At 74.6% G+C, this 17489-nt stretch carries 20 protein-coding genes; 6 read left to right on the top strand and 14 right to left on the bottom strand.

Annotation, left to right across the window (positions count from 1 at the left end; translation table 11 throughout):
• Positions 1 to 39 precede the first annotated feature (39 nt).
• The 9 genes from dtd to ACFT55_RS11465 all read right to left on the bottom strand — a co-directional run bounded on the left by dtd (position 40) and on the right by ACFT55_RS11465 (position 6214).
• Positions 40 to 465, bottom strand: a complete 426-nt coding sequence (gene dtd / locus ACFT55_RS11505) for a D-aminoacyl-tRNA deacylase (protein ID WP_380243964.1) — start codon at positions 463 to 465, stop codon at positions 40 to 42.
• Positions 462 to 1502: an asparaginase gene (locus ACFT55_RS11500; RefSeq protein WP_380243963.1), complete on the bottom strand. Its 1041-nt coding sequence runs from the start codon at positions 1500 to 1502 to the stop codon at positions 462 to 464. Before ACFT55_RS11500 ends, dtd begins: the two co-directional genes overlap by 4 nt.
• Before the next feature lies 1 nt (position 1503).
• Positions 1504 to 1848, bottom strand: coding sequence for a DUF2516 family protein (locus ACFT55_RS11495; protein WP_380243962.1), 345 nt, complete (start codon positions 1846 to 1848; stop codon positions 1504 to 1506).
• Positions 1849 to 1869: 21 nt separating this feature from the next.
• Complete coding sequence (locus ACFT55_RS11490) at positions 1870 to 2295, bottom strand: type II toxin-antitoxin system VapC family toxin (RefSeq protein WP_380243961.1); 426 nt, start codon at positions 2293 to 2295, stop codon at positions 1870 to 1872.
• A gap of 42 nt (positions 2296 to 2337) precedes the next feature.
• Entirely contained in the window at positions 2338 to 2643 is a 306-nt protein-coding gene (locus ACFT55_RS11485; RefSeq protein ID WP_380243960.1) for a type II toxin-antitoxin system Phd/YefM family antitoxin, read from the bottom strand.
• A gap of 170 nt (positions 2644 to 2813) precedes the next feature.
• The gene (locus ACFT55_RS11480) at positions 2814 to 3659 is read right to left on the bottom strand and encodes an ABC transporter permease (RefSeq protein ID WP_380243959.1); all 846 of its coding nucleotides are present in this window, start codon (positions 3657 to 3659) and stop codon (positions 2814 to 2816) included.
• Positions 3656 to 4726 (bottom strand): ATP-binding cassette domain-containing protein, encoded by a 1071-nt coding sequence (locus ACFT55_RS11475; protein ID WP_380243958.1) that lies wholly within the window; start codon positions 4724 to 4726, stop codon positions 3656 to 3658. The genes ACFT55_RS11480 and ACFT55_RS11475 overlap by 4 nt, the downstream gene beginning before the upstream one ends.
• A 151-nt stretch (positions 4727 to 4877) precedes the next feature.
• On the bottom strand, positions 4878 to 5813 hold the full coding sequence (locus ACFT55_RS11470; protein WP_380243957.1) for a permease prefix domain 1-containing protein: 936 nt from the start codon (positions 5811 to 5813) through the stop codon (positions 4878 to 4880).
• A complete protein-coding gene (locus ACFT55_RS11465; RefSeq protein WP_380243966.1) occupies positions 5810 to 6214 on the bottom strand; it encodes a PadR family transcriptional regulator in 405 nt (134 codons plus the stop codon). Before ACFT55_RS11465 ends, ACFT55_RS11470 begins: the two co-directional genes overlap by 4 nt.
• A gap of 224 nt (positions 6215 to 6438) precedes the next feature.
• Between ACFT55_RS11465 and ACFT55_RS11460 the strand changes: the two genes are divergently transcribed.
• Positions 6439 to 8457 (top strand): MDR family MFS transporter, encoded by a 2019-nt coding sequence (locus ACFT55_RS11460; RefSeq protein ID WP_380243956.1) that lies wholly within the window; start codon positions 6439 to 6441, stop codon positions 8455 to 8457.
• A 91-nt stretch (positions 8458 to 8548) separates the two neighbouring features.
• On the opposite strand, the gene ACFT55_RS11455 is transcribed toward ACFT55_RS11460, so the two are convergent.
• The 3 genes from ACFT55_RS11455 to ACFT55_RS11445 are packed head-to-tail and all read right to left on the bottom strand — an operon-like array spanning position 8549 to position 11553.
• Positions 8549 to 9790, bottom strand: a complete 1242-nt coding sequence (locus ACFT55_RS11455) for an aromatic acid exporter family protein (RefSeq protein WP_380243955.1) — start codon at positions 9788 to 9790, stop codon at positions 8549 to 8551.
• Between the two features lie 34 nt (positions 9791 to 9824).
• A complete protein-coding gene (locus ACFT55_RS11450) occupies positions 9825 to 10976 on the bottom strand; it encodes a YgfZ/GcvT domain-containing protein (RefSeq protein WP_380243954.1) in 1152 nt (383 codons plus the stop codon).
• Positions 10977 to 10986: 10 nt separating this feature from the next.
• Positions 10987 to 11553: an FABP family protein gene (locus ACFT55_RS11445; RefSeq protein WP_380243953.1), complete on the bottom strand. Its 567-nt coding sequence runs from the start codon at positions 11551 to 11553 to the stop codon at positions 10987 to 10989.
• A 225-nt stretch (positions 11554 to 11778) separates the two neighbouring features.
• Here ACFT55_RS11445 and ACFT55_RS11440 point away from each other — a divergent pair, with 225 nt between their 5' ends.
• On the top strand, positions 11779 to 12165 hold the full coding sequence (locus ACFT55_RS11440; protein WP_380243952.1) for a DsrE family protein: 387 nt from the start codon (positions 11779 to 11781) through the stop codon (positions 12163 to 12165).
• 209 nt (positions 12166 to 12374) lie between these two features.
• On the top strand, positions 12375 to 13043 hold the full coding sequence (locus tag ACFT55_RS11435) for a YceI family protein (protein ID WP_380243951.1): 669 nt from the start codon (positions 12375 to 12377) through the stop codon (positions 13041 to 13043).
• Between the two features lie 11 nt (positions 13044 to 13054).
• Here the strand turns inward: ACFT55_RS11435 and ACFT55_RS11430 are convergent, their stop codons facing one another.
• A complete protein-coding gene (locus ACFT55_RS11430) occupies positions 13055 to 13807 on the bottom strand; it encodes a hypothetical protein (protein WP_380243950.1) in 753 nt (250 codons plus the stop codon).
• A gap of 239 nt (positions 13808 to 14046) precedes the next feature.
• Between ACFT55_RS11430 and ACFT55_RS11425 the strand changes: the two genes are divergently transcribed.
• Both ACFT55_RS11425 and ACFT55_RS11420 read left to right on the top strand, forming a co-directional pair.
• Positions 14047 to 14805, top strand: a complete 759-nt coding sequence (locus ACFT55_RS11425) for a winged-helix domain-containing protein (protein WP_380243949.1) — start codon at positions 14047 to 14049, stop codon at positions 14803 to 14805.
• A gap of 58 nt (positions 14806 to 14863) precedes the next feature.
• Positions 14864 to 15799: an alpha/beta fold hydrolase gene (locus ACFT55_RS11420; protein WP_380243965.1), complete on the top strand. Its 936-nt coding sequence runs from the start codon at positions 14864 to 14866 to the stop codon at positions 15797 to 15799.
• A gap of 3 nt (positions 15800 to 15802) precedes the next feature.
• Here the strand turns inward: ACFT55_RS11420 and nth are convergent, their stop codons facing one another.
• Complete coding sequence (gene nth, locus ACFT55_RS11415) at positions 15803 to 16537, bottom strand: endonuclease III (protein ID WP_380243948.1); 735 nt, start codon at positions 16535 to 16537, stop codon at positions 15803 to 15805.
• 164 nt (positions 16538 to 16701) lie between these two features.
• Between nth and ACFT55_RS11410 the strand changes: the two genes are divergently transcribed.
• A complete protein-coding gene (locus ACFT55_RS11410; protein WP_380243947.1) occupies positions 16702 to 17379 on the top strand; it encodes a Crp/Fnr family transcriptional regulator in 678 nt (225 codons plus the stop codon).
• Positions 17380 to 17489 lie beyond the last annotated feature (110 nt).

The raw sequence follows: 17489 nt of genomic DNA, 5'->3' as shown, positions 1-17489 counted from the left end.
GTCTCGTCGTGAGACGGGGCCAACCGCCCGCTCACAGCGTCAGGTCTCGACCAGGATGGTCACGGGGCCGTCGTTGACGAGGTCGACGGCCATGTCGGCGCCGAACCGCCCCGTCGCGACCTCGAGCCCGCGGGCGCGCAGGTCCGCGACGACGGCGTCCACCAGCGGCTCCGCGACCGGGCCGGGGGCGGCCGCGTTCCAGGTCGGACGCCGCCCCTTGCGCGTGTCGCCGTAGAGCGTGAACTGGCTGACCACCAAGACGGGGGCGCCCGCGTCGGCCGCGGAGCGCTCGTCGCGCAGGATGCGCAGCTCCGCGATCTTGCGGGCGACCGTCGCCACGTCCGCCGCGCCGTCCTCGTGCGTCACCCCGACCAGCGCGAGCAGCCCGGGCCGGTCGATCGCCCCGACCACCTCGCCGTCCACCGTGACGCTCGCGCGGGTCACGCGCTGCACGACCGCCCTCACGCGCCGTCCACCCGGAAGGCGGGGCGCACCGCGCCGACCGGGAGGCCGCCGCCGAGCACCGGCGTCGCGCCCACGACGTCCAGCGCGGCGAGGTCCGCCCCCGTGACGCCGCCCGCACCCGCGGCCCGGACGGCGGCGGCGAGGATCGCCGGACGCGCCCGGTCGCCACCGTCGAGGATCTTGAACGCGACGGCGGAGCCGTCGCGCAGGCCCGCCGCGCACACGCCGTCGGCACCGATCTTCGCGATCGTGCCCGGCACGGCCGTCATGACCAGCGTGTCCTCGCGGCCGCGGCCCGCGACCATCTCGGGGTAGCCGGCCATCGCCCGCGCGACGCGGCCTGCGTCACCGCCGTCGGGCGTGGCCGCCGCCGCCGCCGCGAGGCGGCCGAACGACCGCGCCAGGCCGAGCACGCTGGTGGAGAACAGCGGGGCGCCGCACCCGTCCGTGGTGACGTGGGGCTCGTCGTCGCCCGTCACCTCGACGACGACGTCGCGCACGACCCGCTGCAGCGGGTGCGCGAGGTCCAGGTAGGACGCCGTGTCCCAGCCGGCCGCGACGCAGGTGGCGAGCATGGCGGCGTGCTTGCCGGAGCAGTTCTGCGCGATGCGTTCCGGCTTGCGGCCGGCCTCCTGCCAGGCGAGCGCCTCGGCGCGGCCGAGCGGCAGGTCCGGCGTGCTGCGCAGCGCGGACTCGTCGAGCCCCGCACCCGCGAGGATCTCGCGCGCCGCGGCCAGGTGCTCGGGCGCGCCGCTGTGGCTGGCGGCGGCCAGCGCGAGGAGCCGGTCGGGCAGGTCGAGCCCGGAGCGCAGCATGGCGAGCGCCTGCAGTGGCTTCACGGACGACCGCGGCCAGATCGTCGTCGTCGGCTCCCCCAGGGCGAGCCGCACGTCGCCGTCCGGCCCGAGCACCACGAGGTGCCCCAGGTGCACGGACTCGACGAGGTCGCCGCGGACCACCTCGGCGAGCGGCACCGCGCCGCGGGCGACGGGCGCGACGGAGGTCGGCACGGCAGGTGCCGTCAGCTCGTCCGCCACGTCACCAGCCGCCCGTCGGGCCCTGCGGGCGGCGTCCCCCACCGGTGCCGTAGGACTGGATCTTGGGACGCACGTCCACCCAGTAGATGATCGCCGGGGCCGTGGCGATGACGTTGAAGAACGATCCCGCCGTCATGAGCATCGGCGGCAGCCCGAACAGCCCGATCAGGGCCGCGACGCCGAGGATGAGCAGCCAGATGTTCTTGGTCAGCTTGCCCTCCGACACGAACGCGCGGGCGGGGCGGCGGGCGGCGTCCAGGAAGGCGACGAGCTGCACCACGAACACCACGACCGCGAGCGCGATGAGCAGGAAGTACTGGAGGGACCCGATGGCGGCGGAGATCACCCGCCCGAGCCTACGGGAGGACTACGGCAGGACGCGGAGCCGGCGGGAGCGGGCGGCGCCCGCGACGTGCTCGTCCCACGCGGCGACGACGGTGTCTTCGTGCGCGACGGCGAGCGCGCTGGCGACGTGCAGCGCGTCGGCGGCGCGCATCGGCACGGGGCTCGCCGCGAGCAGGTCGGCGGCGCGCGCGGAGACGTCGGGCGTCACCTCGATGGTGTGGAGGCCGGCGCTCAGCTCGTCCCAGAGCGCCGCGCCCCGGCGTCGGGCGAGCGGGTCGAGCACGCCTGCCCGCTCTCCGGCGGCGAGCGCCGCCCGGACCTCGGCGTCCGCGATGCGTGAGCTCACGACGACGTCGGCGCGGTTCCACAGCGCGCTCGCCAGGCGCGAGCCCGGCTCGTGCACGCACAGCTTCACCAGCGCGCTGGCGTCGAAGTAGACGAGGGCCATCCTGCTCCGTCCGGGTCGGGGGTCCTGCGGGGGGCGGGCGGTTCAGCGCCGGATGCGTCGCACGAGGTCGGACATGCGCGACGTCTGCCGGGCGGCCGGGCGCGCGGCCGGCCGGCCGGCACCGCTCCCGGCGCCGTCGGCGTCGGGCACGGCGTGCACGGGCCGCTCGGTCGCGGCGGGCGTCAGCAGGCCGTCCCGGACCAGTCCCGCGACGAGGTCCGCCGTCTCCACCCCGGACAGACGGGCGACGGGCACCCCCCGTTCGGTGATGACGACCTCCTCGCCTGCACGAGCCTTCTCGATCCACGACTTCAGCTCGGCGCGCAGCGCGCTGACGGAGACCTCCATGACCGATGACCGTACCGTTCGCGGCCCGGCCGGAACAGACGCCCCGCACCGAGGTAGTCCCGGAACTGCCGAGGTAGTCCCCCCATTTCCGAGGTAGTGCGAGACCTGCCGAGGTAGTGCGCCACGTCGTGGGCGAACTACCTCGGCAGGTCTCGTACTACCTCGGCAGGTCAGATGGCGCGCCGGTAGGCGCGGAACGCCAGGGACGCGAGGCCGCCCAGGACGGCGACGGCGGCGGCGAGCAGCCCCAGGTGCAGCCACACGGTGCCGGGGTCGGCGAAGCCCTGGAGGGCTTCCCGGGCGACGACGACCGCCCAGTCGAAGGGGTTGACCTGGGCCGCCGTGGCGATCCAGTCCGGCGCGAGGGCCGGGTCCATCACGGCCGAGGACAGGAACATCAGCGGGATGGTGAGCAGCTGGGACACGCCGATGAGCGCCTCCTGCTGCCGGGTGAGCAGCGCCACGGCCCCGGACAGCGCGGCGAAGAGGCAGCTCAGCAGCGCGACGGCCACGAGCATCACCAGCACGCCGCCGACGCCGCCCGGGAACCGGGCGCCACCGAGCCAGGCCACGCCCACGACCACCAGGGCCTGCGCGCAGCCGAGCAGCGAGTACCACGCCATCGTCGCCGCGAGCAGCGCCCCACGGCTGGTCGGGGACGCGAGGAAGCGGTCCATGACGCCGCGCTCCATGTCCTGCACGAAGGTGGTGCCGGCCCACGCCGCGCCCCCCATCGCGGTCATCATGACGACGCCGGGCGTGAGGTACTCGAGGTAGCTGACGTCGGCGCCGCCGGCGAAGCCCGGGATCTCGATGACGGACCGGAAGAGCTGCCCGAACAGCAGCAGCCAGATCATCGGCTGCAGCAGGTTCATCACCATGAACACGGGGATGCGCATGCCCTGCTTGGCCTGCCGCGCGGTGAGGAGCCGGACCTGCGTGAGCACGCCCGTGCGGCCGGGCGTGGTGCGGGGGCTGCGGCGCGCCGTGGTCGGGTCGGTCGTCAGGGTGCTCATGCCGCCACCTCCGTGGCCTCGGCGCCGGCACGGTCGCCGGCGGTTCCCGTCGCGGTGCCGGCCGCACGGTTGGCGGCCTCCAGGCTGCGGCCGGTGTGCCGCAGGTAGACGTCGTCGAGCGTGGGGCGCGACAGCCCCGCCGCCCGCACGCCGAGGCCGGCGGCGTCGAGCGCCGTGAGCAGCGTCGGCAGGGCGGTGGCGCCCGCGTCGGCGCGCGCCCGCAGCGTCCGCCCGTCGGCGGTGACGTCGACGACGCCGGGCACGCGCGCCGCCACGGGGACGGCGGCCGACGCCGCGGCGTCGTCGTCGAGCTCGACGGTGACGCCGTCGCCGCGCAGCTCGTCCTTCAGGGCGTCGGGCGTCCCGGCGGTGACCACACGGCCCGCGTCCACGATGACGACCTGGTCGGCGAGCCGGTCGGCCTCGTCCAGGTAGTGCGTGGTGAGCAGGATCGTCATGCCGTCGCCGAGCGCCATCCGCTCGATCTCGGCCCACATCGCGGCACGGGCCTCCGGGTCGAGGCCGGTGGTGGGCTCGTCGAGGAACAGCACCTGCGGCCGGTGCACGAGGCCGACGGCGACGTCCAGCTTGCGCGCCATCCCGCCCGACCAGGTCTTGACCAGGCGGTCGGCGGCGTGCGCGACGCCGAACCGCTCGAGCAGCTCGTCGGCACGCGACCGGGCCTCACGCGCCCGCAGGCCCTGCAGCCGCCCGGCCAGCACGAGGTTCTCCCGTCCCGTGGCCATGGGGTCGGTCACGGGGCGCTGCGCCACGTAGCCGATGGCGCGCCGCACGGCCCCGGGGTCGGCCACGACGTCGTGCCCGGCCACGCGGGCCGTGCCGGCGTCAGGTCGCGACAGCGTGGCGAGGATCTTCACGGTGGTGGACTTCCCGGCGCCGTTCGGGCCGAGGAGGCCGAGCACGCTGCCGTGCGCGGCGGTGAGGTCCAGGCCGTCGAGCGCGCGCACGGTGCGGGCGCCGCGGCCGGAGCCGTAGGTCTTGGTCAGGCCGTGCACGTCGATCGACACGTCGGTCGGCGGCACGGACCCCTGCGGGGTCGTGGGCATGCTTCCTCCTTGCGGGTTCGTCCGGCTGGTCCCAGCCGGTCGGAGGGTCCGGCGCACGCCCTAGGGTGGGAGTGCGTCTCGTGGTGCGGTCGTGCACCGGACCCGAGCCACCGGTCCCGGGCGATGGCAGTCGCCCGGGACCGTTCTTGCGTCACTGCTGGTCGTGCGGCCGCTCGTCCTGCGACATGAAGAGCATCCGCGCGAGGACGAGCATCATCACCGCGAGGGCGACGACGAACGTCAGCCAGGACCAGGCCCAGCCGACCGTGATCCCGAGGACGACGAACACGACGAACGCCACCAGCCAGATGACGACGGTGTAGACGCCGAACCGTGCCGCGGCGACCGGGTCGTGCTCGAACCGGTCGTAGTGGTGGCCGGAGACGTGGGCGCGCGCGACGTCCCGCACCCACGCCTTCTTCCGGTTGGTCTGGGTGACGCCCAGCATCGTGAACAGGACACCGCCCACGACGAAGAGCCCCGCCGCGACGACGTACACCCACGACGCGAACACCCCGAGCGGCACGAACGCCGCCAGGAGCAGCGCGAAGACCGTGAGCCCCGTGGCGAGGTAGTAGCCACCCGCGCGGCGCGACGGCATCGGGTGGTTCGTCGTCGTCTCCTGCGAGAGGGACGACCCGACGACGAACCCGGCGGCGCTGGACGCCGTGAGCAGGAAGGCGGCGACGACCACGGCGGGCAGCGCGACGACGTCGAGCGCGGCCAGCACGGCGACGGCCACGAGCGCCACGAACACCAGCGACGCGAGGACGACGCCGAGGACGAAGCGGGGCTTCGGACGCACGCGCTGCTGCTGGGCGACGGCGAACGCCTCCTGCATCGGGGTGCGCGGCGCGCCGCCGGTCTGCGCGGCGACGTCCGCCTGCGCGTCGGCGACGAGGGCGCGCACGTCTCCCAGCTCGTCGAAGGCGCGGCGGGCCGCGTCGTCCGGCGTGACACCGCCGGCCTGCAGCTCGGCGGCGCGGGCCTCGAGGTTCGCCCGGATCTCCTCCTTGAGGTCCTGGACCTCGGGGGACGGCTCGACGCCGGCGAACGCGTCGTCGAGGAGGCGGTGGACGGTGGTCATCGGGGGGTGTCCTTGTCTGTGCTGGAGCTGTTTGCGCCGGAGCTGTCCGTGCGGAGGAGGGAGTCGATGACGTCCCGGGTGGCGACCCACGCGGCGACGTTGCGCCGGTAGACGGCGTGGCCGGCGTCGGTGATCCGGTAGTACTTGCGGCGCCCGCCCTGGGACTCGTCGCCCCAGTAGGCCTCGACCAGGCCGTCCTTGGTCAGCCGGCGGTACGTCGCGTAGAGCGTGGCCTCCTTGATCTCGTGCGCGCCGCCCGTGGCGTCCCGGATCGCCTTGTAGATCTCGAAGCCGTAGCGGTCCCCGCGACGCAACGTCGCGAGCACGATCGTGTCGGTGTGGCCCCGCAGCAGGTCGGCGGAGAACGCGTCGTCCGCCGTCGAAGGTTCGTCTCGCTGCATCACGACAAGTACTGTATCTCATCAACTACTCGGCGACAACAGGTGCTGCACGAGCACCACCACCTGGGCACCGGGCGGCGTGCCGCGCGCCGCGCGCCGCGCGCCGCCCATGCGAGATCCCGTGTTCGGCGCGCGCAGTCCGGCGTCACCGTGCGAACCTGCGAAGCGGGACGCATGCTCCACCCCCGCGGACGTCGCCGTCCGCCCACCGAGGAGGGCAACCGATGGCCGCACCGACTGCACCGACCGCCGAGCCGCAGGCGCTGCCGCAGCGCCGGGTCCTCGCCATCTTCGGCGGGCTCATGCTGGCCATGCTCCTCGCCGCGCTCGACCAGACGATCGTCGCGACGGCGCTGCCGACCATCGTGTCCGACCTCGGCGGGGCGGAGCACCTGTCGTGGGTCGTCACCGCCTACATGCTGGCGAGCACCGCCACCACGGTGCTGTGGGGCAAGCTCGGCGACCTGTACGGCCGCAAGGCGCTGTTCATCGCCTGCATCCTCATCTTCCTCGTCGGCTCGATCCTGTCCGGCACCTCGCAGACGATGGGCCAGCTCATCGCCTGGCGCGCCGTGCAGGGCGTGGGCGGCGGCGGGCTCATGGTGCTGTCCCAGGCGATCATCGGCGACGTCGTCCCGCCCCGGGAGCGCGGCAAGTACCAGGGCTTCTTCGGCGCCGTCTTCGGCGTCTCGTCCGTCGCCGGCCCGCTGCTGGGCGGGTTCTTCGTCGACAACCTCGACTGGCGCTGGGTGTTCTACATCAACATCCCCATCGGCGTGGTCGCGCTGCTCGTCGTCGCCTCCGTGCTCCCCCACATCGAGGCCGGCCGCAAGCCCAAGGTCGACTACGCGGGCATCATCCTGCTCGCCACGGTCTCGACGGCGATCGTGCTCGTCACCAGCCTCGGCGGCAGCACCTGGCCCTGGGACTCCGTCGCCGTGTGGGTGATGATCGCCGCCGCCGTCCTCGGGATCGTCGCGTTCGTCGTCGTCGAGCGGCGCGCCCCCGAGCCCGTGCTGCCGCTGCACCTCTTCCGCAGCAGGGTGTTCACCGTCTCCGCGGTCGTCGGGTTCGTCGTGGGCTTCGCGATGTTCGGCGCGATCACGTACCTGCCGCTGTACCTCCAGACGGTCAAGGGCTCCACCCCCACCGAGTCCGGCCTCGAGATGACGCCGATGATGCTCGGCATGCTGCTCACGTCCATCGGCTCCGGGCAGCTCATCTCCCGCACCGGGCGGTACAAGATCTACCCGATCCTCGGGACGGCGATCACGTCGTGCGGCCTCTACCTGCTCTCGCTCATGGGCAGGGACACGACGACGCTCCAGGCCGGCCTGAGCATGTTCGTGCTCGGCGCGGGGCTGGGGATGGTCACGCAGGTGCTGGTGATCGCCGTCCAGAACGCCGTCGACTACAAGGACCTCGGCACGGCGACGTCGGGCGCCACCTACTTCCGCACCATCGGATCGTCGGTCGGGGTCGCCGTCTTCGGCACCATCTTCGCCAACCGCCTCGGGGACGAGCTGATCACCGGGATCCCGCCGGCCGCTCAGGGACCGTGCAGCCCCGGCGCGCTCGCCGCGTCCACCCAGGCCCTCGTGCAGTGCCCGCCCGAGGTGCAGAACTGGTTCCTCGACGCCTACGCGGGCGCGCTCCACATCGTGTTCCTGTGGGCCGTGCCGGTGGCCGTGCTCGCGTTCCTGCTGACCTGGCTCCTGCCGGAGGTCGAGCTGCGCAGCGCCACCCGCGGGGACGGCCCCGGCAGCGCGGGGCAGGCGGCCGGCGGGTCGTTCGGGCTGGGCTCCGCCCGCACCTCCCTCGACGAGCTGCGGCTGATCCTGTGGCGCCGGGTGGGCAAGCTCGACCCGTTGCGCGTCTACGAGGTCATCGAGCGCGACTCCGACCTGACGCCGGAGGAGGCCTGGATGGTGACGCGCGTGTCGCTCAAGGGCACCCGGTCGGTGCGTCTCATGGCGGAGCGCACGGAGACCTCTCAGGACACCGTGCGCGAGGTCGCCGCCGGGCTGGCCGCCCGAGGGATGGTGGAGGTCGACGGCGACACCGTGCGCAGCACGCCCGCCGGGGACGTCGAGGCCGAGCAGATCCGCGAGGCCGAGCGGCGGCGGCTGCGGGAGTACGTGGCCGAGTGGCCCGGCGGTGACGAGCCCGAGGTCGACGAGCTCGTCGAGCAGCTCACGCACCAGCTCCTGGCCGACGACACGGACGTCGTCGAGACACGCTGACTACCTCGCGGGGGTGCTGACTACCTCGCGAGGGTCCCGACTACCTCGCGGGAGTGCTGACTACCTCGCGGGGGTGCTGACTACCTCGCCGTCACATCTCCGGGAGGGCGGTACGCGCCTCCTCGGGCGGGACGCCCGAGGCCTCCAGCAGGTCGACGACGGGCGAGCGGAGCAGCAGCACCAGCGACTGCACCTGCCAGTGCCCCTCGCCCACGGTGCGGGGGTCCATGTCGCGGGCGACGTCGCGGAGCGCGTCTCGCGCCTCTCCCAGCCCGGAGCCCGAGCCCAGCCCGGCCGCGAGCAGCCGCACGCCGTGCCCGAGGCGGACGACGAGGTCCGCGACGGGGTCGGTGACGGGGTCCACCTCGGGTGGCGGCGGGAGCCCGCCGGACAGCGGCGCGGTGGCCACGCGATGGTCGCCGTCGTCGTGGAGCGCGCCCAGGGAGCGCAGGGTGGCGGGCGCGCGCCGGGCGAGCACGCGCACGCTGCGCATGGCGCGGTCCACCAGCACGGCCTGCGCGGCGAGGCGGGTGATCTCCGCGCGCAGCAGCCGGTTGACGCTCACCTTGGCGATGTCGTCCGAGGTGCGCGCCACCTCCTGCCAGTCCTCCAGGACCTTCTCCGCGGCCCGCCCGCGCACGAGCGCCGCGGCCAGCTCGTCGGGGTCGCCGTCGCGCAGCCCGCGCGCGACCGACTCCAGGGTCAGCGCGAGCTCCCGCGTCGCGTCCAGGGCCAGCGCGCGGATGCGGCGCCGCGGGTCGCCCGGGGTCAGCAGGGCCACGAGGAGCGCGACGCCGCCACCGACGAGGGCGTCCGTCCAGCGGCCGAACGCGCCGTTCGTCGCGACGGACGCGGGCAGGCCCACCACGACACCCGCCTGCACCCCCGCCTGGATCGTCACCAGCGGGCCCCGGTCGATGAACCGGGCGATCGTGGCCGAGACCGCCATCACCAGGGCGATCTGCCACCACCCGGAGCCGATGACGTGCACCATGACGTCACCCAGGCCGACACCGAGCGCCACACCGGCCGCGACCTCCGCGACCTTGCGCAGGTCCCGGTCGAAGCTGAACCCGAGGCAGACCCACGCGGCGACGGCGGCGAAGAACGGCTGCGTGTGCCCCAGCACCACGGTGGCGATCCCGTAGGCGATGCCGGCCGCCAGCGCGGCCTGCACGATCGGCCAGAACGAGACGCGGACGCGCGAGATGCCCTGCCGCAGGCGGATCCGCCGGGGCAGCGTGCGCAGGGCCGCGCGGGCCGCCGCGCCTGCCGCGGCCCCCGCGCGCCGGGACACCGACGCGCCGCCCTCGCCCCCCGTGTCGCGGCTCACGCGGCCCCCGGCACCTCGGCGGGCGAGCAGGGCGTCACAGCAGGCTCTGCGGAGCGTCCGACCCGCGCGGGGTGAGCCCGCGCGTCAGCGGGCCGTGGGACTCGGGCCGGTCAGCCGAGACGCCGTCGCCCGGCACCACGACCTCCTGCGCCGCCGCGAGCTGCAGCGGCTGCCCGCCCACGTCGCCCACCACGGTGAGCTCGGCGTCCTCGGGCACGGACCGCTTGACCACCGCCAGGGCGATCGGTCCGAGCTCGTGGTGTCGCGCGACGGTCGTCACGGTGCCGACGGCGCGCCCCTCGGCACCGCCGACGAGCACCTGCGCCCCCGCCTCGGGGACCACGTGCTGGGAGCCGTCGAGGTGCAGCAGCACGAGCCGCCGCGGCGGGCGGCCGAGGTTGTGCACGCGCGCGACGGTCTCCTGCCCGCGGTAGCAGCCCTTGTGCAGGTGGACGGCGGTGCGCAGCCAGTCGAGCTCGTGCGGCACGCTGCGGTGGTCGACCTCGTGGTCGAGCCGCGGGCGCCAGGCCTCGACGCGCAGCGCCTCCGTGGCCCAGGTGCCGGCGAGCCGCCAGCCGGCGGCCTCACGCTCGGCGACGGCGGACACCAGGTCGGCGCGGGGCACGAGCACGAGCCGCCACGGGCGGCCGAGGCCGGGGTGCTCGTCCTCGGGCGGGCCGTACCGGGTGCCGCCCGCGGAGACGCGCGGCCACGTGTCCCACCAGGTGACGGGCTCGCCCTCGGCGCCCTCGGCGGCGACCGGCTCACCGATCGCGGCGTACTCGGCGGAGGCGTCGGTGATCTCGACCCGCATCATGAACTTCATGCGCTCGAGCCAGGCGGCGAGCGGCGCGGCATGGTCGGCCTCGGTGATCAGCCAGGTGGCGGCACCGTCGTCGACGACGGCGGCGGCGTGCTCCACGTGGCCCTGCGGCGACAGCACCAGCAGCTCGGTGGAGGTCCGCGGCGGGAGCGCCTGGACGTCCTGCGACGTGATCGAGTGCAACCAGGACAGACGGTCGGGGCCAGCCACCCGCACGACGCCCAGGTGGGACTGGTCGACGACGGCGCCGCCGCGCGCGAGGGCGCGCTGCTCGGCCACCGGGTCGCCGTAGTGCCAGGCCACGCCCGCGTCGGCGCCCGTGGCGGGTACCGCGCCGTGCCGGTCGAGCAGCGGGGAGTCCATCGCCGGCCCCTCAGTCGCTCTCGACGCGGTCGAGCTGGGCGGACGCGTAGGAGCCGAGCGGGTGGCCGAACGCGGCCAGCTCCTCGACCCACATGAGGCGCCCCTCGACCAGCCCGTACAGCCGCTTGGCCGCGGTGACCTCGGCAGCGGTGGACGTGCGGGCCACGAAGTCGGTGGCGAGGTCGATCCGACCGTTGCCGGCGACGCCCAGGAACAGGGACAGCCGGCCCGACGCGTCGGTGACGAGCACCTCGAGCGTGTGCCGGTCGTCCTCGAGCCCCTCGGGCCGGTCGCTGGACACGCGCCAGTAGCCGGTCTCCGTCGACCAGATCGTGTCGGGCTCGGCGTCGCCCGGCGCGTCCGTGCCCTCGCCGTCGGCGGCCGCGGCCGAGCTCACGCGCAGCGTGGACTCGAAGCGCAGGTACGGGCCGCCGTCATGGTCGAAGACCAGGTCGTGCACGAACGGCGTCTCGTCGATGCCGGTGTACTCGATCACGCCCTCGCCCCGCCAGCGGCCGACGAGCCAGGCGAGCGGGTAGACCTCGGGCGCGAGACCCTCGGGGAAGGCGAAGGGCATCAGCGCTGGCCCTGGAACAGCTTGTAGACGACGTAGCCGGCGAACCAGATGATCGTGACCGACACGACGACCAGCAGACCGGTGAACACTGCCTCGAGAGCATTGATCGACATGCCGCGATCCTACCCAGCCGCCCCCGTCGGCACCCACCGCCGACGCGGCGCGCGGGGCGCACCGACGGCACGCGTGCGGCGAGCGGCGCGCACGTGAGTAGGGTCGCCGCCCATGAGCACCCCTCACACCTCTGCCCCCGCGCGCTCGCTCGTGATCAAGACCACGTCGGGTCTCGACCGCCCGGAGGCGGCGAACCAGGCCCTGACCGTCGCCGCGGCCGCCGTCGCCGCCGGCGCGGAGGTGAGCCTGTGGCTGACCGGCGAGTCCGCGTGGTTCGCCGTGCCGGGGCGGGTCGCTGACCTGGAGCTGGAGCACGCCGCGCCCGCGGCCGACCTGCTGGCCGCCGTCCTCGCCGCCGGCACGGTCACCCTGTGCACGCAGTGCGCCGCACGGCGCGACCTCGGGCCGGACGACGTCGTGCCGGGGGTGCGGATCGCGGGTGCGGCGGTCTTCGCCGAGGAGGTCCTGCGCCCCGGCGCCCAGGCCCTCGTGTACTGACTCCGACCAGCAGCCCGACGTCGGGTGTGAGCCGCACCACGCGGCCGCCGAGGGGCTCCCGCCGGGCGCGGGCGGTGCCGTAGATTGAATGTTGAAGCAATCGCTCGACGCCCGCCCGGCCACGCCCGGGGCGGGCGTTCGTCCCGAGGCCCTCCCCCGCCGCCACGACGGGCGCCGGCCGCCCCCGTCGCGATCCCGGAGAACCGCCCATGACCTCGCCCACCCGGACCTGGAACGACCTCGTCATCCCGGCTGCGGGCACGTACCTGCTCGACGAGGCGCACAAGCGCCTGGGCTTCCTGGCGATGCACATGATGGTCAGCCCGGTGCGCGGCGAGTTCCCGGTGGGCACCGCCACCATCCACGTCGCCGAGGACCCGCACCAGTCGTCCGTGTCCGCGACGCTCGAGACGGCCACCCTCACCACGCACAACCCGGACCGGGACACGCACCTGCGCAGCGCCGACTTCCTCGACGTCGAGAACTACCCGACCATCGAGTTCCGCAGCACCGGTCTCGAGTGGCGCACCGAGGAGGACCCGATGTTCTCCTGGGCCCGCCTCAAGGGCCGCACCCCGGGCCGCGCCGCCCTCCCCCAGACGAGCCAGGGGGGCACCTCGGCGAAGTTCGTGCTGCACGGCGACCTCACCATCCGCGGCATCACGCACCCGATCGCGCTGGACGCGGAGTTCGGCGGCGCCCGCCGCGACCCGTTCGGCAACGACATCTTCGGCTTCAACGCCTCCGCCGACTTCGCGCGCGAGAAGTACGGACTCACCTGGAACGTCGCGCTGGAGGCCGGCGGCGTGCTCGTCGCCAAGACCGTCCGCATCGAGCTCGCGGGCGAGGCCATCCGGCAGGCTCCGGCGACCGCCTGACCGGAGGGCCGTCAGGCGACGGCGACGACGAGCCGCCCCACCACGAAGACCAGGATCCCGCTCACCGCGACCGGCGTCGTGACGGCGGCCAGGACGGCGCGACGGCTGGTCAGGGCCGGCTGCCGCTCGAACAGCAGGCGCAGCACCGCCACCACCAGGCCCGTCACGACACCGGCGACCACGCCGCTCACCGGGTCGGTCGTCGGGAGGACCGTCGCCGTCCCGCCGGCCGCGACGCCGCCCAGCGCCACGCCGACGAGGGAGCCCGCCCACCCGCGCGCGACCGGCGTCGCCGACACGGCGGACGCCACCGCGAGCCCGACCGCGCTCACCACGACCAGCGCCGCGCCGGCCTCCGAACGGCCCGCCGCCACCCAGCCCGAGCAGCACACGGCCACGACGGCGCCCGTCACCGTGCCGCTGACCGACTCCACCAGCCGGGGCCGGCCGCCGCGCCGCAGCATCTCTGCGACGAACGCGAGCACCAGGGCCATGGCGAGCACCAGCGGCACGTCGCGCAGCACCGGCTCCCCCCTGGTCGCGGCGGCGACGGCGACGGCGCCGAGGCCGGCCGCGGCCACCACGACCGTCGTCCCGCCCGCCGCAGGCAGGCGCAGCAGCGGCGCCCAGCCGATCGCGAGGAGCACCACCAGGGCCGCGGAGACCCCGGTCAGGGGCAGGATCCCGAAGGCGTCGAGGGACGCGGCGGCCGCGACGACGGCGGCGAGGACGGCCGTCCAGACGGCGCGGGTGGTCACGGTCACGACGACGAGTGTGGCAGACGGCGCGGCTCCACCAGCGCCGGGGCGGGGTCGTCCGGCCGGTCACGACACAGTCCGGTCAACGGTCCTTAACGCGCCCGCAACACGGTTCGGGGGACACTGCGGGGACCGGTCGTTGGCCGGGGCGGCTGCGGTGTGACCGATCACGCAGGCGCGGTACGTTGGCGGACGGATGTCGGACGCCGCCGAACGGACCGTCCGACGACCAGGAGGAGGTGCCGGTGGCCGAGCTGCTGATCCTCACGCCTGCGTCGGGAGGCTCCGTCGAGGTGCTGCCCGCGCTGGGCCTGCTGAACCACCGGGTCCGGGTGCTGCCCATGGAGCCGTCCGCCCTGGTGGACGCCCCGGACTCCGACGTGGTGATGCTCGACGCCCGCCGCGACCTCGTCGCCGCCCGCACCACGTGCCGGCTGCTCCATGCCACCGGGCTCACCGTGCCGCTCGTCCTCGTCCTCACCGAGGGCGGCCTGACCGTCGTCACGCACGAGTGGGGCGCCGACGACCTGCTGCTCGAGAACGCGTCCCCCGCCGAGGTCGAGGCCCGGCTGCGGCTCGTCATCGAGCGTTCGGCCCGCGGCCCCGTCGACGACGGCCCGCAGGAGATCGCGGCCGGCGACCTCGCCATCGACGCCGGCGGCTACACGGCGCGGCTGCGCGGACGGCCGATCGACCTCACCTACAAGGAGTTCGAGCTCCTCAAGTACCTCGTGCAGCACCCGGGCCGCGTCTTCACCCGCGCCCAGCTGCTGCAGGAGGTGTGGGGCTACGACTACTACGGCGGCACCCGCACCGTGGACGTGCACGTGCGGCGGCTGCGCGCCAAGCTCGGCCCCGAGCACGAGCAGCTCATCGGCACGGTCCGCAACGTCGGCTACCGGTTCGACCCGCCGAAGGAGCCCCGCCCGGGCGACGACGGCGACGGGTCCGTCACGGCGGACGTCGACGGCGAGGGCGCGACGGGGCGGGCAGCTGCGCGCTGACCGTCGCGCCCCTCGGGCTGCGGCGCGGCGCAACGGGTAGGTTCGACCGGTGACCGCGATGTCGGACTCCAGCGATTTCTCCAGCGCCCTCGTGGACGGGCCCTGGCGGCACGAGCTCGTGCCCGCCAACGGCGCCCGGTTCCACGTGGTGCTGGGCGGACCCGTCCGGTCGAACGGCGGCCGCACCCCGCTCGTCCTCCTGCTGCACGGCTTCCCGCAGTTCTGGTGGGCGTGGCGCCACCAGCTCGAGCAGCTCGCCGACGCCGGCTACCGGGTCGCGGCGATGGACCTGCGCGGCGTCGGCGCGTCCGACAAGCCGCCGTCGGGCTACGACGTCCCGACCGGCACCCAGGACGTCGCCGGGGTGGTGCGCTCCCTCGGCCACGACCGGGCCGTCGTCGTCGGGCACGGCACCGGCGGTGCGACGGCGTGGGCGATGGCGCGGCTGCAGCCCGCCGTCACCGCCGGCGTGGCGGCCGTCGCGTCCCCGCACCCCGGGCGCGTGCACGTGTCGGGCCGCCAGCTGCTGACCCCGCTGGCCCGCCGCCAGCTCGCCGCCTACCAGCTGCCCACGCTGCCCGAGCGCCGGCTCACCGGCGGCGACCAGGTGTCGCGCGTGCTCCGCGACGGCGCCGCCCGCCCTCTCGGGACGGACGCCCACGAGCTCTACCGCACGGTGATGCGGATCCCGTTCGCCGCGCACACCGTGATGGAGTCCCTGCGCTGGATGGTGCGCTCCACGCCCCGCCCCGACGGTCGGCGCTACCTCGCCCAGCTCCGGCAGCGGATCGACGTCCCGGTGCTGCAGGTGCAGGGCGCGCTCGACGGCTTCGTCGACACCCGGTACGCCGCCGTCGACGGCGCAGCGCTCGCGCGGGACTACCGGTACGAGCTCATCGACGGCGCCGGGCACTTCCTGCCCGAGGAGGCCCCCGAGGAGCTCGGCAAGGTGCTCACCGACTGGCTGCAGCACGCCCTCGAGCGCGCCGGCTGAGCGTCAGCCGCGCGGTCCGGGCTTGATGAGCTTCTGCGCCGCGACCGGGTCCGTCTCGCCGATGCCGAACGACGGGCACCACCGCGCCACCGGGCACGCCCCGCACGCCGGACGCCGCGCGTGGCAGCGCCGGCGCCCGTGCCAGACCAGGTGGTGGCTCAGCATCGTCCAGTCCTTCTTCGGGAACAGCGCCCCCACCTCGTGCTCGACCTTCACCGGGTCCTCCTGGTCGGTCCAGCCGAACCGGCGGGCCAGCCGGCCGAAGTGCGTGTCCACCGTGATCCCCGGGACGCCGAACGCGTTGCCCAGCACCACGTTCGCCGTCTTGCGGCCCACGCCGGGGAGCGTCACCAGGTCCTCCAACCGGCCCGGGACCTCGCCGTCGAACCGCTCGACGAGCGCCTGCCCCAGCCCGATCACCGACCGGGTCTTGGCGCGGAAGAAGCCCAGCGGCTTGAACAGCTCCTCCATCTCCGCCGGGTCCGCACCCGCGTAGGCGGCCGCATCGGGGTAGCGCGCGAAGATCGCGGGCGTCGTCGCGTTCACCCGCACGTCCGTGGTCTGCGCCGACAGGACCGTCGCGACCAGCAGCTCCAACGGCGTCGTGAAGTCCAGCTCCGCGCGCGCGTCCGGATACGTCACGGCGAGCTCACGGTCGATGCGGCGCGCCCGCCGCACGAGGGCGACCCGGGACTCGCCCGGCGGGACGGTGGTGGCGGAGGACGGCGTCGGCGGCACGACAGCGAGCCTAGCCACGCCGTCCGACACCGCCTCCGGGGCGCGGAACTCCGACGCGATTTGGTGCCGTGAGGCAGACTGAGACCTGGAACACCACCGCTGACGACCCGTGGACGACCGGCCCCGCACCGGGAAGGCCGCCCCTGAACCACGTGAGGAATCCTGTGGACGACACCGTCGTGCTCTCCGCCCCCCTCTTCGCGGACATGGACACCGAGGAGACGAAGGCGCTCTTCGAGTCCATGATCCCTGTCGAGCTGACCCGTGGGGACGTCCTCTTCCGCGAGGGCGAGCCCGGCGACCGGCTCTATGTCATCGCGCAGGGCAAGATCAAGCTCGGCCGCCGGTCGAGCGACGGCCGGGAGAACCTGCTGTCGATCCTCGGCCCTGGCGAGATGTTCGGCGAGCTGTCGCTGTTCGACCCGGGCCCCCGCACCGCCACGGCGTCCTCCGTGTCCGACGCGCTCGTCTACGAGCTGCGGCACCAGGCCCTCGTGCAGTGGATCTCCGCGCACCCCAGCGTCGCCACCACGCTCCTCGGGGCGCTGGCCCGCCGTCTGCGCCGCACCAACGAGACCCTGGCCGACCTCGTCTTCTCCGACGTCCCCGGCCGCGTCGCCAAGGCGCTGCTCGACCTCTCCGCCCGCTTCGGCGAGCCCAACGACGACGGCATCCGCGTGGCGCACGACCTCACGCAGGAGGAGCTCGCGCAGCTCGTCGGCGCCTCCCGCGAGACCGTCAACAAGGCCCTGGCGGACTTCGCGACGCGCGGATGGGTGCGTCGCGAGGGTCGCGCGGTGGTGCTCCTGGACATCGACCGTCTGGAGCGTCGGGCTCGGTAGTTCTTGGTTGCGGTCGTCACCTTGGTGGCTGCCGCAGACGGAAGGGGCGTTCTTCGCCCGGTCGCGTTCACGCGCCCCTAGGGGCGCTCCACTTCGGGAACGTCTACGAC

The organism is Isoptericola sp. NPDC057191 (assembly GCF_042670225.1).
Lineage (GTDB): Bacteria > Actinomycetota > Actinomycetes > Actinomycetales > Cellulomonadaceae > Isoptericola.
Note: the sequence above shows the minus strand (reverse complement) of the source record. Positions and strands in the feature narration are given on the sequence as shown.